Consider the following 16,194-nt stretch of genomic DNA (forward strand, 5'->3'; position numbering starts at 1 on the left):
GCATTTTTTTGCCGTTTTATGGAAATTATTGTTTTATATTGTGCGAGACCAAAATCAGTTCAGCCATGCTAAAAAAGGAACGGCAATCCTTTATTCTCCGCCAGGTGAACCTGCATAACAAGATCTTGTCGGTAGACCTGAGCCAGCAAATGGACGTATCGGAAGATACCATCCGCCGTGATCTCAATGAGATGGCGGACCAGGGTAAACTGATCAAGGTACATGGCGGGGCGCTGTCAAAATCTTTCCACCTCTCCATTGCTTCTGACCATGTATATGCCCTGAACAGCAAGAAACATATTGCCATGAAGGCCTGCCGCCTCATCAAAGACGGCATGTACGTGCTCACCACAGGGGGCACCACCATCATTGAACTGGCCAAGGCGCTGCCGCCGGAACTTTCGGCCACCTTTATTACGGTGAGCCTTCCGGCCGCGTACGAGTATATTCACCATCCCAACATAGAAGTGATTTTCCTGGGGGATAAAATTTCGAAGAACGCGCAGATAGCAGTAGGCGGCAGCGTGGTATCCCGCATCAAGGGCGTGCGGGCAGACCTCTGTTTCCTGGGCCTGAACGCTATTGACCTGCAGCACGGCGTTACGGATAACGACTGGGATGTGGTGGAAGTGAAAAAAGCCATCGTGGAATCTTCAGACAGAGTGGTGCCGCTGGCCATCAGCGAAAAGCTGAATACCGCGCAGCGCTTCAAGGTATGTGACATTGGCGGCATCAACACGCTCATCACAGAGCTGCCGCCGGATGATGCCGCGCTGGAACCCTACCGCAACGCCGGTATCGAAATATTGTAGTAAGAAAAGAAATACTCACAAACAACATAAAAGCATGTCTCCTGTTATCTTGTTTTCATTGGTTATAGCTTATTTCCTGTTGCTGCTGGGCGTAGCCTGGCTAACTTCCAGGAATGCGAACAACGAATCGTTCTTTATCGGCAACCGTGGCTCCAACTGGATGCTGGTGGCTTTCGGCATGATAGGCACCTCGCTCAGCGGCGTTACCTTCGTAAGCGTGCCCGGCACTGTGGGCACAGATGCATTTACGTATTTCCAGATCGTGATCGGCAATCTCATCGGGTACGGCGTGGTGGCCTTTGTATTGCTGCCGGTCTATTACCGCATGCAGCTCACCTCTATTTACAACTACCTGCAGGGCAGGCTGGGCTTCCGTTCCTATAAAACAGGCGCATCCTTTTTTATACTGTCCCGCGTACTGGGCGCCACCGCCCGGCTGTACCTGGTGGTCAACATCCTGCACCTTACTATTCTGAAAGATTTTGGCCTCCCCTTCTGGGTAGGGGCCTTTGTAATACTGCTGATGATCTTGCTGTATACGTTTGAAGGCGGGGTGAAAACGATAGTGTGGACAGACACGCTGCAAACCGCCTGCATGCTCATAGGCCTGCTGGTATGCGTATGGTACATCCTCAACGACCTGGGCCTGAGCCTGCCGCAAGGCGTACAGGCGCTGTCTGACAAGGGGTATTCCAATATCTTCGTCATGGACCCTGACAGCCGGTTTTTCTTCGTGAAACAGATCGTGGCCGGTGCGTTCATTTCCATTACCATGACCGGTATGGACCAGGAAATGATGCAGAAGAACATCAGCGTGCGTACGTTGAAAGACTCGCAGAAGAACATGATGACCTTTGCCGTGATCTTCATGCTGGTAGTGCTGCTTTTCCTCTTCCTGGGCGGCCTGTTATATCTCTTTGCCGAAAGCAAGGGTATTGCCGCCAGCGGTGACGCGCTGTTCCCCACGGTAGCGCTGGAATATATGCCGGGCGCAGTGTCCATCATTTTCATCATAGCGCTCATTTCCGCGCTGTTCCCCAGTGCGGACGGGGCCATAACCGCCCTTACCGCTTCCTTCTGTATTGACATACTCGGCATTCAGCGCAACGCCGCCCTGAGCGATGCCAGAAGAAAACGCATCCGGCAGATTGTACACCTGGCCTTTGCCGGCGTTTTCCTGCTGTTTGTGATGGTATTTAAATGGATGAACAATCCCAGCATGATAGGTCTCATCCTCAAAATTGCAGGCTATACCTACGGGCCGCTGCTGGGGCTTTTTGCCTTTGGCATCCTGACCAAGCGAGTGGTGAATGACAGGCTGGTGCCCTGGGTGGTGGTGATCTCGCCCATCATCTGCTTCATTATTGATCACTACCAGCAGCAATTGTTCAGCGGCTTCGAAATAGGGCTTGAGCTGCTGTTTATTAACGGCCTGATCACTTTCCTGGGCTTGTGGCTCATTAAAGGAAAAACGGAACAGGCATAAAACGGCGTTGTATATGAGCGAACAGGAATTTATAAAAGTAACAGAACAGCCCTCACGCCACCGCCACCTCGAAAAAATGAGCGTGCGTGATGTGCTGGTACATATTAACGAAGAAGACGCTGGCGTGCCCGCAGCCGTACAGCAAGCCATACCGGCCATAGAGGCCTTTGTACTGGCTGCCGCTGATAAAATGCTGGCCGGTGGCCGCCTCTTTTATATAGGCGCAGGCACCAGCGGCCGCCTCGGCATCTTGGACGCTTCTGAATGCCCGCCTACATACGGTGTGCCGCATGGCCTGGTAGTAGGGCTCATTGCCGGGGGAGATAATGCCATCCGCAGGGCGGTAGAAAATGCGGAAGACGACAGGGCGCAGGCCTGGGACGATCTGCGCCAGTGGAGCATTACTGATAAAGACGTAGTGCTGGGCATTGCGGCCAGCGGCACCACGCCTTACGTTATTGGCGCGTTGCAAACCTGCCGTGAACAAGGTATCCTTACAGGCAGCCTTTCCTGCAACCCCGGCAGTCCGGTAAGCCAGGTAGCGGAATTTCCCATAGAAGTAGTAGTGGGGCCGGAGTTTGTGACCGGCAGTACCCGCATGAAAAGCGGTACCGCGCAAAAACTGGTGCTGAACATGATCTCCACCACGCTCATGATACAGCTTGGCCGGGTGGAAGACAACAAAATGGTGAACATGCAGCTTACCAACGAAAAGCTGGTAGACAGGGGTGTGAAAATGCTGATGGAGAAAGCCGGTATTGCAGACTATGAAGCGGCCAAGGCGTTGCTGGTACAGCATGGCTCGGTGAAAAAGGCCATGAGCGTATTGGGACTATAATATCAGATAAACTTTGTATAACCGGGCCGGCTAATTCAGCGGGCCCGGTTTTTTATTTGACATCGCATCCTCTTCAATATCATACATTTGGCATTTTATTAACATGTTTATTTCCCGGCATGCCATATATTTGAGCCCGTAATGCCAACACCGGCCACCACATTACATACTACAGTTGACCGCCGGCCCGTTTGAACGGGTGTTAAACGAGAAATATACCATGCGCCTGCCTGCTAAAACAAAGAAGTGGATATTCAGGAGCCTGTTGATAGCAGGCATTGTTTTTATAGTGATAGTTGCCGCGGCGGTAACAGTGCTTTTTACCCAGCAACAGCGCCTGACCAATATGGCTGTGGCAGAACTGAACAAACAGTTCAAGGGAGAACTGGCCATCGAAAAAAGCAATATCGCCCTCTTCAAAAATTTCCCGAATGTATCTATTGCCCTGCACGGGGTACGCTTTTTCCCCAACAAAACCCAAACCGGCCGCCCGCTTTACAAGGTAGATCACCTGTACGTGGGTTTCAGCCTGCCAGATGTTCTCCGGCAGAAATACAACGTTCGCCGCCTCTTCCTGAAAGGCGGCTACCTGGAGCTGGTACGGGAAAAGAACGGAGAGCTGAACCTGGCGCAGGCCAAAAACATCCGGCAGGATAAGGCCGCCGCCCCGGCAGACACTAGCGGTAGCGGTTTTGAAATAGATCTGCGCAAAGTGGTGGTGAGGGATCTGGCCCTGTCTTTTTCGGATAAGATCACCGGGCAAAAAATCAGTACCAGCATCGCTAAACTGACCTCCTCTTTCAAAACAGACAGCAGCCTGCTGGCAATAACGCTAGACAGTGATATGGAGCTGGATATTACCAGTCCCGCGGATACGGTGCTTTTCCGCCACAAGCACGTGGAGCTTGACCTGGGGGCCACCTATCAAAAAAAAGACCGTTTCCTGCGCCTTACCGCCGGCGGTTTCAAATTGCAGGATGCGGCTTTTAACGTAGAAGGTACGGCCAGCTTTGCCGGGCAGCACCATGTAGATCTCAAGGTGAGTGGAGACAAGCCCGATGTAGACCTGCTGGCCGCCTTTATTCCCGGAGATGTGGCAACAGTGCTTGAACCCTTCCGGTACGATGGCCGGATTTATTTTAATGGCACGGTGAAAGGGCCCGTCGGGAAAGGCCAGTTGCCGCTCATTGAAGTGTCTTTTGGCTGTGAAGATGCATGGTTCCTGAATACCGGGGCAGACAGGAAGGTAGACCAGTTGGGCTTCCGGGGATTTTACACTAATGGCAGCGAACACTCCCTGCGCACCTCCGAGCTGCATATGACCAACGTAAAGGCGCGCCCGGGAAAAGGTGTTTTTGAAGGGAACTTTGTAGTGCGGGATTTTACAGACCCGCATGTACTGATGCAACTCAGGTCAGAGCTGGAGCTGCAGTTCATTGGCGAGTTCCTGGGCATCCCTGATCTGCGCCACATCACGGGCACCGTAAAGCTCAACATGGATTTTAAGGAACTGGCAGACCTGGACATGCCGGAGCAGTTTGTCAGCAAACTGAAAGAAGGCATACAGAGCGAACTGACGGTAGAAGACCTGTCTTTCCGCATTCCCGGCTACCCTCACCCGGTGCAAGACATGAACCTGCACGCGGAAATGAAGAACGGCCGCGTTACGCTGGACACGCTGCGCCTGCGCGCAGGCAATTCAGACCTGCGCATGAACGGTTCCATCAGTGACCTGGCCGCCCTGCTGCATGCGCACAACAAACCGGTGTCGCTTTCTCTCAATATCAGCAGCAACAAGCTGGTGCTGAAAGAACTGTTTGCGTATGACACCGCGCTGGCATCAAAAATGGAAGAGGAAATAAAGAATTTCCACATCGGCATGTCACTGGCTACCACGGTGCAGCAGTTGCGGAGTCCCGCGCCTTTGCCAAAAGGAGCATTTGAACTGAAACAGCTGCGCGCCTCCTTTAAAAAATATCCCCACGCCTTTCATGACCTTGGTGCCAAACTGCTGATTACAGATACTTCCCTGCTGCTGCGCAATTTTGCCGGCATGATAGACGGTTCTGACCTTCGCCTCAGCGGCCGGGTACTGAATTACCAGCTTTGGTTCCAGCCTTTCAAAAAGGGGAAAACGCAACTGGCTTTTGATTTTAAATCAACCCGTTTTGCCATGGATGACTTGCTGGGCCCTGTAAGCCGTACGTACGTGCCGCCGGGCTACCAGCAGGAGGAGGCGGCCAATGTGTGGCTGCGCGCCAGGGCAGACCTCCGGTACGATACCACGTTCAAATTTGCCAAAGTACATATTGCCAATATTTCCGGATCGCTGAAAAAACACGGGGTACAACTGGAGAATATCAGCGGCAGCCTGCTTTACGGGGCCAATAAAATATTGAAGGTAGATACACTGAAAGGCTCCATTGGCCGCAGCGACTTCAACATCAGCATGCGCCTTTTTAATGGCCGTGATAAGCAGATGAAGAAGCGGACCAACTATTTCTATTTCCGCTCCCGTTTCCTGGACATAGACCAGCTAGGCGGGTACAGCTTTGCCCCGGAGCCTTCGCCAGCCGCGCCGCCTGTGGCAAAAACGGCGAAAGCGGCGCCTGATTCTTCGGCCCATGCAAAGTCTTTCAACATCTTCACCATTCCTTTTACTGACTTCGAAGTAAAAACAGACATCGGCCGTTTCAAATACAACCGCCTTTGGCTGCAGGGGCTTACCGCGCACCTGCGTATGCAGGAGGATCATTACATTTATGTAGATACCCTGGGCGTAAAAGTGGCCGGCGGCGCCATTGGCATCAAAGGCTATCTGAACGGTAACAACCCTGACAAGATATATTTCCGCAGCCGCATTAATGTAGATGATGTTGACCTGGAAAAAATGATGATCAGGCTGGGCCATTTCGGGCAAGACCTTGTGATCAACAAAAATATCAAAGGACGCCTGAGCGGCCACATCCGCAGCCACGTACAGGTACACCCCAACCTGGTGCCGCTCATGAATGATTCCAAAGCAGAGCTGGATGTGGAAATACGAAATGGCAGCCTTGTAGACTTTGCGCCCATGCAGGCCATGGCCGGGTATTTCAAGGACAAGAACCTCCGGCTGGTACGTTTTGATACCCTGCGTAACGTGCTCACCTTCACCAATGGTGTACTCAATATTCCTGCCATGAACATCAACTCTTCCCTGGGCTTTATGGAAATATCCGGTAAACAGTCCCTGGACATGAACATGGAATACTACATGCGCGTACCCATGAAAATGGTGACACAGGTGGGTTTTCAGGCCTTGTTCGGGAAGAAGCAGAGTGAGGTGGACATGGACCAGGTAGACGAAATAGAGTATCGTGACAAGGATAAGAAAACCCGGTTCATGAGCATCAAGGTAACCGGCACACCTGACAAGTACAAGGTTGGGCTGGGCAAGGAGAAGGGCCGGTCATAATAGGGAAAGTTACAGGCGCAACCGGCAATGCCCCCGCAGTTTTTCATGACCGTTCCGCGTGCTCCCGCTCAAAATCCAGCAGCCACTTTTTGCGGAATATGCCGCCTCCATAACCGGTGAGGTTGCCGTCTTCCCCAATTACCCGGTGGCAGGGGATGATGATGGAAATGCGGTTCATACCGTTAGCCGCCGCCACGGCGCGTACAGCTTCCGGTCTGCTCAGCGCCACCGCCTGGCCTTTATAGGAGCGCGTGGCACCATAAGGAATAGTTTGCAACAGGTTCCATACAGATTGCTGGAACGCTGTTCCCGGTGTAAACAGCGGTACGGTGAATTGTTGCCGGGTACCGGCAAAATATTCGTCCAGCTCCTGTTGCAACTGCGGGAAGTGGCGGTTGTGGCCGGGAATGATGTGAGCGTTCAGCGATTTTGACAGCGCTTTCAGTTCTGTACCCAGTATTTTCCGGTCAGTAAATTCCAGCAGGCAAACGCCTTGCTCCACGGCGCAGGCAAACATGGTGCCCAGTGGCGTTTCCAGCCGGGTTATATTGATCACTTGCTGTTGCCGGCTGTTGGCGGGAGACATGCCGAAAACGGATTTAAAGGAGTCTCCAAACCCGCTCAGTGATTCGTAGCCCGTATCAAAAGCGGCAGCAGTGACCGGTTCTCCCTCCTGTATTTTCTTAAAAGCGGTATTGATGCGGAACATGCGCTGGTACGCATGAAAAGTGATGCCGTGGTTTTTCAGGAACCACCGCCTGATCTTGCTCGGTTCTATGCCCCGCTCCAGCAGGTCTCCGTCTTTGAACTTCCTCGAAGGGTCTGCCTGCAATGTCTGCAACACATCTTTGACAAAGGCCGGTGTTTCACCATTCCTTTCAAGCGGGCAGCATACCTTGCAGGGCCGGTACCCCTTTTTCAACGCTTCTGCCGTTGTATTGAAAAACTCCACGTTTTCCAGCTTCGGCTTCCGGGCTGTGCAGGTAGGGCGGCAGAAAATGCCCGTTGTTTTTACCGCGGTGATGAAGCTGCCTTCAAAAGAAGGGTCTTTTTCTACAATAGCCTGGTACATTCTTTCCCTGGTGAGCATCTGTATTCTTTTTATCAAAGGTAGGCCTGCCAGCGGAAGTAGACAACCGGAAACCGGACATGTATTTTTTGCCCAGCCAACTAGTTTCGCATCGGGGCATGCGGCCTCCGGAATTACCCGCATCACCGGAAAGTGGCAGCCCTGACGGTATAACGTAAAAAAAAGGCTTCCAATTTGGAAGCCTTTTTTTAGGGATTGCCCCCGGTTTTCGCAAACGCGGGAACAACCTCCAGTGTTTTGTTTTAATATCCTTCATTTTGCTTCAGCCCCGGCTCCACTTTCAGACTGTTCTCATGGAACGGCCAGAGGTAGTTGTTGGAGCGGAAGGCGCGGTCTTCGATCTTGAGGGTCACCTTTTCTCCGTTCATCATCCGGGTGTGGCCGAGAGCGGGCTCGTTCAGCACTTGCTCGGCAATGCGCCAGCGGATGATATCGTCGTAGCGGCGGCCTTCGCCGGCCAGCTCAATGCGGCGCTCGTTGCGGATCAGGTCTATCCATTGCTGCTGGGTGTACCCTGCGTATTTGGGCAGGGTCACGTCTGCTTGCGTCATATCGAGGCCCGCGCGGCGGCGTACGTCATTGATGCATTGTTTGGCAAGGGCGTCTACCTGGTTTTGCATGATCTTGGCTTCAGCATAGGTCAGCAGCACTTCCGCGTACCGGAGGTAAGGGAAATGCATGTTGCCGCCTGAACGGAACGCGTCTGCCGGATCTACGAACTTGCGGAACCAGTAGCCGGAGCGGCTGGCACGCGGCCGTTCGAAATACATGGGGTTATTGGGATCGTAGATCTCGATAGGTTCAGTAGCGAACATGTCTCCAGGCATATAGATGCTCGCGGCCAGACGGGGGTCGCGGTTCAGCTTCGGGTCCAGCTCGTACTCTTCCTTTGTATGCTGCGGGCTCTGGTCTATAGGGTCTCCCTGCAGCGTCCAGTAGGTGTCAATGAGTGATTTCAGTGGCACTACAAAAGACTGGCCGTTGCCGGTCCTGTACTGCGGAGCCAGGTGCTGGAAAGAGTTGGTGGCCGAGTTGCCGTGGCTGGCCATGTCCATGGTAAAGATGAACTCCCGGTTGGTTTTGTCTGCCTTGTAGCTGAACAGGTCTGCATAAACCGGGTGCAGGGAATACTTCTGGCTGTCCATGATCTCTTTCGCAAGCCTTGCCGCGTCCTCATAACGCCCAAAGTACAGGTAATACCGCATGATGATCGATTTGAGAGAATAGCGGTTGAACATGTAGGCGTCGGAAGTATATTCATCCGGAGACAGGCTGTTGGCTACGTTTTCAGCCATTGGGAAAAGGTCTGCGAGGATCTCTTCCTGTGATTTCGGGGTTTGCGTGGCTGAAGTGATGTCTGCCGGCTCCAGGTAGTAGGGCACGCTGCCCCAGCGGGAAACCAGCCAGAAATAGTGCCAGCAGCGGATGCCTTCGAGCACACCCTTGTATTTGGCGCGTACGGCCTCATCTTCCACATACGGAATGTCCGCATTGGCAATGAACACGTTCAGGCGGCCAAGGTGCTTCATGTGCAGTTCGTAGTAGTACAGGAACGCGGTTGTATTGGAGTTGAAGTTACCGTTGGCGATAAGCTGGTGATGATGGCCTTCACTACGGCTGTAGGCATTGTCTGTTTTTCCGTCTTCCATGTACGGCAGCTTTGCCGTAAGGCCCGGACCGGAGAATACGTCCAGCATGCTGGAGTATACCACACGGCGGAGGTCTTCTTCCGTATTAAAAAATTCGGAGAACCGGGTAGCGGTAGGGTCGGTTTTATCCAGAAATTTTTCGCATCCGGCCAGCACAGTGGTGGCACATATCAGAGATGCATAAACTAGTTTCTTCATATACAGCGAATAAGTTCAATTAGAAAAATGTGGCTTTCAATCCAAGGCTGAATACGGCCATACGCGGGTATCTGCCGTTACCGCCGTCTCTCTCGGGCTCCAGGCCTTCCCATTTGGTAAAGGTGATCGCGTCCTGGGCGTTCACGTACACCCGCAGGTTGCGGATGGCCGTGCCAACTTTCGGGAAAGTATAACCCAGCTGGATCATCTTGAAACGGAAGAAAGAGGCATTGCTCAGCCATACATCGCTGAGGTAGGTGTTGGTGCTGGCACCGTTCCACACACGGGGGAAGCGGCTGTTCTGGTTCTCAGGTGTCCAGCGGTTGTCTGCATAGTACTGGCGGGGTGCGCCCAGTGCGTTGGTAGCGCCGTCTACCAGTACAGGGTAGCCTTCCATACCGCCCAGGCGGCCTGCACGTTTGCCCACACCCTGGCCTATCACCGCAAAGTCCCAACGTTTGTAACCCAGGTTCAGGTTAACAGCATAGTTCATGTGCGGGAACGGATCACCGAGGTTCACACGGTCAAGGTTGTTGATCACACCGTCACCGTTCTGGTCTATGTACTTGATGTCTCCGGGGAGCGTGTTCGGGAGTTTGGCCGCAGTTTTATCTATGTCTTCCTGGTCGCGGAAGTAGCCGTTAGACTGATAACCGTAGTAGTTGTCTATGGCTACGCCGGGGTACCAGATCTTGTCGGTATTGTCCTTGAAGATAAGGGTGTCCGTAGATTTGTAGCCTGCTCTCAGCACTTCGTTCTTGTTGTCGAACAGCATACCGCCGATGCTGTAGGTGAAGTCACCGATCTTGTCACCCCAGTTAGCACTGATCTCGAAGCCTTTGTTATTTACCTCGCCAATGTTAACTGCTGATTCCAGGTAGTAAGAGCCGGTGAGCGGGGGTACGGCAAACTTGTCGTAGATCAGGTCGAAAGAATGTTTTTTGTACACTTCCACGCCAAGGCTTAACCGGTTGTTGAGCGTGCTCAATTCCATGCCCACGTTCCATTGTTTCTGCTTTTCCCAGGAGAAGTTCGGGTTGGGCATACGCATGGTCCAGCCCCAGGTGTTCACGATCTCTTCCCAGAGGTAAGGGTCTACGTTTTCGTTACCGATAAGACCGTAAGACGCGCGGAACTTCAGGTTGTTGATAGCGCCGCTTTTTACGAGCGGTTGCAGGAAGTTTTCGTTGCTGGCATTCCACGCAAGCGCCGCAGAGGGGAAGAAGCCCCACCGGTTGTTAGGCGCAAACTTGCTGCTGCCGTCTCCGCGGGCGGTCACTTCAAGGATGTAGCGGTTGTCGAAAGAGTAGTTGAGTTTGCCGAAGAAGGAGGCCTTGCTGATCTCGGTGAAGTTGGAGTATGTCCAGTTCATTGCTTCCGCGCCGGCTGTAAAGTAGATCTTGTCTTTACCTCCGCGCAGGTTGCCGGTGTAGTTCAACAGCAGACGGGAGGTCAGCTGGCTTCTTGACACGCCCTGCGAAGCATCTACCGCATTGCCCCAGGTGGTAACGGGCTTGCCGTTACCGTCGTAGAACTTGAAGGTTTTACGCTCCCATTTCTCGGCGGATTTGGTGATGAGGTAAGATACGTTGCCCTCAATGTTGAGGTTCTTAGTAATGTGGTATTTGGGCCGGAGGTTGATGGTGCTCCAGTCGTGCAGGTAATTTTTGGTACCGCCGCGGTTGATGGAAGCCACGGGGTTAAGGTTGTTGTGCAACTGGTAGTGCTCATCAATGTTCAGGCCGGTGTTGGGATAATACACCTGCTGGGAGGCGTTCATCCTCCAGGCGAGTGAATAGAGACCGTGACCATCGTCATTCGCATACAGGCGGTCCACCTGTAGGCGGTGTGCGTAGAAATCGGCCAGCAGCACAAATTTATCAGCGATGTTGATGTTTGTGTTGAAACGCGCGGAGAATTTCTGTGAGCCTTCAATGCTGTTGAGGCCATTCTCATTGAGATAGCCAAGCATCAGGTTGAAGGTACCCACACCACCGCCGCCGGATACGCTCAGCGTGGTGTTGCTGGATGTGGCGTTCTTCTGGATCACTTCATCCAGCCAGTTTACGCTGGGCAGCCGGCCAGACTGCATTTTGGCAATGGAATCTTCCGTAAAGGTGGGTGTTTGGCCCTGCATGATCCTTGCTTCGTTGTTCAGGCGCATGTAATCCGCGCCATTTACAAACTTGGGCAGGTCAATGGGTTTGGAAACGCCGTACCAGCTGTTCAGGTCTACCTTGAATTTGCCGGTAACGCCCCTTTCCGTTTCCAGGATGATTACACCGTTGGCGCCGCGGGAGCCGTACATGGCGGCGGAGGCGGCGTCTTTCAGAACGGTAATGCTTTTGATCTGGTTAGGGTCTACGTCTGTGAGCGACATTTCCATACCGTCTACGATCACCAGCGGGTCAGCGTTTTGCAGCGTGCTGATGCCGCGGATGGAAATAGTACCGGGCACGCTACCAGGCAGGTTGGAGCCCTGTTGCATCGTTACGCCGGGAATAGTGCCGGAGAAGGCTTCCTGCAGCTTGGCAATGGGGCGGGTTTTGGCCTGCTTCATGTCCATTTGTGCAACGGAAGATGCCACGTGGCGGCGTTCTACCGTGGAGAAACCCATTACCACCACTCCGCTGAGGTCCCTGGACCCCTGGAGAAGCCTCACATTAATAACGGACTGGCCCTTCACGCTCACTTCCCGGTCTTGAAAACCGATGGAAGTAACGATGAGGATGGCATTGTCGTTCGGCACCTTGATCTCATAGGCGCCATCAGGCCCGGAGGCCGTGCCTATGTTGGTGCCCTTCACCAGTACGGTGGCGCCGGGAATAGGGGCGCCAGTGCTGTCGGCCACCCTTCCGGTAATTGTTTTTTGCTGGGCTGATGCCTGCAACAGGCATAGCAATAGCGACGATAACAGGATAAAGTACTTCATATTTAGGTTGATTGAAGGTTCTAGTCTTCCGGCCTCAGATTTTGAATAAAAGGCATAGTACACCATGCCTGCTTTTCCGGCAGGCCGGCGCAGGTTTATTCATGAAAACAAAATGTAACTGGAGTGAGGGAGTCCCGATTTTTTTCTCTACATAATGCCTGGCTGATGTTGTTGGTACTTACTGAAAACGCATATGATACATAATTGAAACAATAATATATATTGTTTTGATTATTAATTTGATAAAAGCGAAAAATTGCGTAATTCTATTTAACTTTCCACCGCGAATTCTTCCATAATTTCTTGTATGCGTTTCAAATATGCGGACTATTTTCTCTAAACCGTAAAGTTTTTCCACTTTTTGCACAATCGGAAAAACTTCTGTGATTTTTTATATAAAGTCTAGGTGCAAATAGTAAAATTTATGACGAAGTGAACATAAATCTGCTAAATCGGGAGCTGTTTTCTTTTCACAAAAATGCCAGCAAAAAGCAGTTGCAGCTGAAGTACCGGCTGCTGCAACACCTGTATACCTGCGGCCCTGCTTCCGTGGCCATGCTTTGTGAAACGCTGGATATCAGTACGCCCACGGCAGTAAAGTTGCTGGCGGAAATGACGCGCCTGCGCATTGTTGAGAAAAAAGGAGTTGGAGAATCTATTGGCGGCAGGCGGCCTGATCTTTTTCGTTTGCGCAAGCACGTAGTGTTCATGCTTTGCATTGACATTGAGTTGTTCAAAACGAACATGGTGATCGTGGACAATAACAATAATTTCATGACGCCGATGAAAACCGTGCATGTAACGCTGTCCCGCAACCGCAGCGCTTTTTTCGATGCCTTGCTTGTGCATGTTGAACAACTGATCGCCTCCGCCAACATCAATCGTGATCATCTGATCGGTTGCAGCATTGGCATGCCGGGCCTGATTGATCCCTCGCTTGGTGAAAATTACAGTTACCTGCTGGATGAAAGTGAAGGCATGAGCCTGCAGGCTGCTTTTGAAGAAAAGCTGGGCATGCCGGTGGTGATCCAGAACGATGTGAAAGGCTCCGCACTGGCGGAATTACGTTTTGGCCACGGAGTGGGAAAAAAGAATGTGCTGGTGATCCTGATGGATTGGGGGATAGGCCTCGGTATTATTATGGATGGGAAGGTACAGCAGGGCAACTCGGGCTTTTCGGGAGAAATGGGCCACATCCCTTTTGCAGAGAACGGGGAATTATGTTATTGCGGTAAACACGGGTGCCTGGAAACGGTGGCTTCCGGCATGACCCTTTCAAAGATGGCGCGCCAGGGTATTCTATCCGGGCAGAACTCTATTATCAACGAGCTCTCCAACAAAGAAGTATACCGTATTGAAACGGAAATGATCATCAAAGCGGCCAACAAGGGAGACCAATATTCTATCCAGCTCTTGTCTAACATCGGCACCAACCTGGGGAAAGGCATTTCCATCCTCATACAGCTATTCAATCCTGAACTGGTCATCCTGAGCGGCAAAATTGCGGAGGCCAGGCAATACATCACGCTGCCCATGCAGCAGGCCATCAACACTTATTGTATGACACAGATCAGGGAAAAAACACAAATCGTGTCTTCAGACCTGGGAGATAACTCCCGGCTGCTGGGGTATGCCGCGGAAGGCATCAACCAGTTCTTTACCGCCATGATTGCCCAGGCCAGGGGCGGATAACATGTTACGCGGGCGCGTTCAGCCTGATCAGCAAACCTTCGTCACCATCTACGCTGATATTGTTGCTGACGGGGCTGCCTTCCATTTCCGGAGCGGTAGCTATTTCGACCGTGCCGCTGTAAGAAAAATTGTCTGGCCGGAAATACCCGGGCCTATGCGTGAGGTTAAGCACTACTAAAAATGAAGGATGGCTTTCACTGCGCCTCACAAAGGCCAGCACCTGGCTGTCTGCATATACAGGTTCATAGTTGCCGGAAACGAGCGCCGGCTCCCGCCGCCTCAGTTGTATCAGGCGCCGGTAGAGGTTCAGCATGGAATGAGGGCCGTGCAGTTGAGATTGAACGTTCACGCGGGCAAACGTTTTGTCCAGCCGTAACCATGGCCGGCCTTCCGTGAAGCCTGCATTTTTACCGGTGTCCCACTGCATAGGCGTGCGCGCGGGGTCTCTGCTAAGGTTCTTGTCCGGCATGTTCAATCCCTGGGGGTCTTGTATTTCGGATAGCGGGATGGCCACATCGCGCATACCTATTTCATCTCCATAATAAATAGTAGGCGTGCCGCGCAGGGTAAGCAGCAGCATGGCCGCCACCCTGGCCTGCTGAAGGCCAACACGGCTGGCAATCCGCGGCCTGTCATGGTTGCTGAGCACCCAGTTGGGCCAACTCTGTGCAGGCAGTGCGCCTTCGTACTGGTTGATGGTAGTGGCTATCTGTATGGCATCCCAGGGTAATGAGAGCAGGTGGAAGTTGAAAGGAAGATGCGCACCCTTGTTGTCCGCGCCATAATAGACCATTAATTCCTTGATAGGCAGGTACACTTCTGCGATCAATACGCGGTGCCCTTCATACTCTTCCAGCACGCTGCGCATTTTACGTGTTATTTCCTGCACCTCCGGGCGGTCAGTAGAATAGACAGGCAGCAACTGGTCGTACGTGGGCATATGCGGCGCATAGTCCGGGTTGGGCGGGTTGTTGCGCAGCTGTTCATCTTTAAAAATGAACCAGAGCACGTCCACCCTGAAGCCGTCTACTCCTTTATCAAGCCAGAAGCGCATTACATTGAACATGGCCTCCTGCACCTCAGGGTTTCGCCAGTTGAGGTCCGGTTGTTCTTTAAGAAAGGCGTGATAATAATATTGTTGCGTTTGCTCGTCCCATTCCCAGGCACTGCCGCCAAATGCGCTTAGCCAGTTGTTGGGCAGGGAACCGTCTGGCGGCGCGTCTTGCCAGATGTACCAGTTGCGTTTGGGATTGTTCCGGCTGGAGCGGGACTCCAGGAACCAGGGATGCTGGTCTGATGTGTGGTTGGGCACCAGGTCCAGCAACAGTTTCATGCCGCGTTCATGCACCGCTTGCAGCAATTCCTCCAGGTCTGCCAGGTTGCCGAAGATAGGATGGATGTCTGTGTAATTGCTGACGTCGTACCCGAAATCGGCCATGGGGGATGGAAACACGGGAGACAACCAGATGGCGTCAATGCCCAGCCATTGCAGGTAATCCAGGCGTTGCAGCATGCCTTTCAGATCTCCGATGCCATCTCCGTTACTATCCTGGAAAGAGCGGGGGTATACCTGGTAAATAATGCCTGTTTGCCACCATGGTTGTTGGATATTTGCCATCTCGTTGTTTTGTGGGATACTGCACAACATTTCTGCCAGAATATCGTCCGTCCGCCCTTCCGCATAAATGCGCCATACTGGTGGGGATGAACCCGGCGTACAACTACAGGGCGCAGTTCAACGGGAAACCGGTTGCTGTTGACCGGCTGCAGAAAAGTGTTGTCCGGGTTACCCTTCTTGCTACCACCACGCACTGCGGTATCTCCGCAGTATCTGATATGTAAATTTTCTTTCAATCGTTTAGCTTTAAAAAACGCCATCCAGCTGTATCACAAAAGCTGATTTTCAGGGATTTCCGGCAAAATCAATATTAAATAATCTTTAATTTTATTGCTTTTTATTCAATTTTTACCATATAAAACGTTTAAAATCAATTAAATTAAGTTTCAAATGGTTTCAAAACAGGATGACACAGGATGGTT

At 52.2% G+C, this 16,194-nt stretch carries 9 protein-coding genes; 5 read left to right on the forward strand and 4 right to left on the reverse strand.

The annotated features are described in order from the left end of the window. Positions 1–65 precede the first annotated feature (65 nt). The 4 genes from D3A97_RS10630 (at position 66) to D3A97_RS10645 (ending at position 6,593) form a co-directional block, all read left to right on the forward strand. Positions 66–812, forward strand: a complete 747-nt coding sequence (locus D3A97_RS10630) for a DeoR/GlpR family DNA-binding transcription regulator (RefSeq protein ID WP_119078320.1) — start codon at positions 66–68, stop codon at positions 810–812. A gap of 34 nt (positions 813–846) precedes the next feature. Then, on the forward strand, positions 847–2,298 hold the full coding sequence (locus tag D3A97_RS10635) for a sodium:solute symporter (protein WP_119078321.1): 1,452 nt from the start codon (positions 847–849) through the stop codon (positions 2,296–2,298). Between the two features lie 13 nt (positions 2,299–2,311). Further along, positions 2,312–3,136 carry an N-acetylmuramic acid 6-phosphate etherase gene (gene murQ, locus D3A97_RS10640; RefSeq protein ID WP_119078322.1) on the forward strand — a complete coding sequence of 275 codons (825 nt, stop codon included), beginning with the start codon at positions 2,312–2,314 and terminating at the stop codon, positions 3,134–3,136. Positions 3,137–3,356: 220 nt separating this feature from the next. Then, the gene (locus D3A97_RS10645) at positions 3,357–6,593 is read left to right on the forward strand and encodes an AsmA-like C-terminal region-containing protein (RefSeq protein WP_232825918.1); all 3,237 of its coding nucleotides are present in this window, start codon (positions 3,357–3,359) and stop codon (positions 6,591–6,593) included. Between the two features lie 43 nt (positions 6,594–6,636). On the opposite strand, the gene D3A97_RS10650 is transcribed toward D3A97_RS10645, so the two are convergent. The 3 genes from D3A97_RS10650 to D3A97_RS10660 form a co-directional block, all read right to left on the reverse strand. Then, positions 6,637–7,683 (reverse strand): bifunctional transcriptional activator/DNA repair enzyme AdaA, encoded by a 1,047-nt coding sequence (locus tag D3A97_RS10650; protein ID WP_119078323.1) that lies wholly within the window; start codon positions 7,681–7,683, stop codon positions 6,637–6,639. A gap of 242 nt (positions 7,684–7,925) precedes the next feature. After that, positions 7,926–9,530, reverse strand: a complete 1,605-nt coding sequence (locus tag D3A97_RS10655; RefSeq protein WP_119078324.1) for a RagB/SusD family nutrient uptake outer membrane protein — start codon at positions 9,528–9,530, stop codon at positions 7,926–7,928. 19 nt (positions 9,531–9,549) lie between these two features. Further along, complete coding sequence (locus tag D3A97_RS10660; protein WP_198673924.1) at positions 9,550–12,462, reverse strand: SusC/RagA family TonB-linked outer membrane protein; 2,913 nt, start codon at positions 12,460–12,462, stop codon at positions 9,550–9,552. A gap of 432 nt (positions 12,463–12,894) precedes the next feature. On the opposite strand from D3A97_RS10660, the gene D3A97_RS10665 reads away from it, so the two are divergent. After that, on the forward strand, positions 12,895–14,154 hold the full coding sequence (locus D3A97_RS10665; RefSeq protein ID WP_232825919.1) for an ROK family transcriptional regulator: 1,260 nt from the start codon (positions 12,895–12,897) through the stop codon (positions 14,152–14,154). 4 nt (positions 14,155–14,158) lie between these two features. Here the strand turns inward: D3A97_RS10665 and D3A97_RS10670 are convergent, their stop codons facing one another. Beyond that, the gene (locus D3A97_RS10670; protein ID WP_119078326.1) at positions 14,159–15,772 is read right to left on the reverse strand and encodes an alpha-amylase family glycosyl hydrolase; all 1,614 of its coding nucleotides are present in this window, start codon (positions 15,770–15,772) and stop codon (positions 14,159–14,161) included. Between the last annotated feature and the right edge of the window lie 422 nt (positions 15,773–16,194).

It is taken from the genome of Chitinophaga alhagiae (genome assembly GCF_003568665.1).
In the GTDB taxonomy this organism is placed as follows: domain Bacteria; phylum Bacteroidota; class Bacteroidia; order Chitinophagales; family Chitinophagaceae; genus Chitinophaga; species Chitinophaga alhagiae.

Excerpts from the sequence above, each read along its gene's own strand:
- D3A97_RS10670 (WP_119078326.1), bottom strand. The coding sequence starts at position 15,772 with ATGGCAAATATCCAACAACCATGGTGGCAAACAGGCATTATTTACCAG.
- D3A97_RS10650 (WP_119078323.1), bottom strand. The coding sequence starts at position 7,683 with ATGCTCACCAGGGAAAGAATGTACCAGGCTATTGTAGAAAAAGACCCT.
- murQ (WP_119078322.1), top strand. The coding sequence starts at position 2,312 with ATGAGCGAACAGGAATTTATAAAAGTAACAGAACAGCCCTCACGCCAC.
- D3A97_RS10645 (WP_232825918.1), top strand. The coding sequence starts at position 3,357 with ATGCGCCTGCCTGCTAAAACAAAGAAGTGGATATTCAGGAGCCTGTTG.
- D3A97_RS10655 (WP_119078324.1), bottom strand. The coding sequence starts at position 9,530 with ATGAAGAAACTAGTTTATGCATCTCTGATATGTGCCACCACTGTGCTG.
- D3A97_RS10660 (WP_198673924.1), bottom strand. The coding sequence starts at position 12,462 with ATGAAGTACTTTATCCTGTTATCGTCGCTATTGCTATGCCTGTTGCAG.
- D3A97_RS10630 (WP_119078320.1), top strand. The coding sequence starts at position 66 with ATGCTAAAAAAGGAACGGCAATCCTTTATTCTCCGCCAGGTGAACCTG.
- D3A97_RS10635 (WP_119078321.1), top strand. The coding sequence starts at position 847 with ATGTCTCCTGTTATCTTGTTTTCATTGGTTATAGCTTATTTCCTGTTG.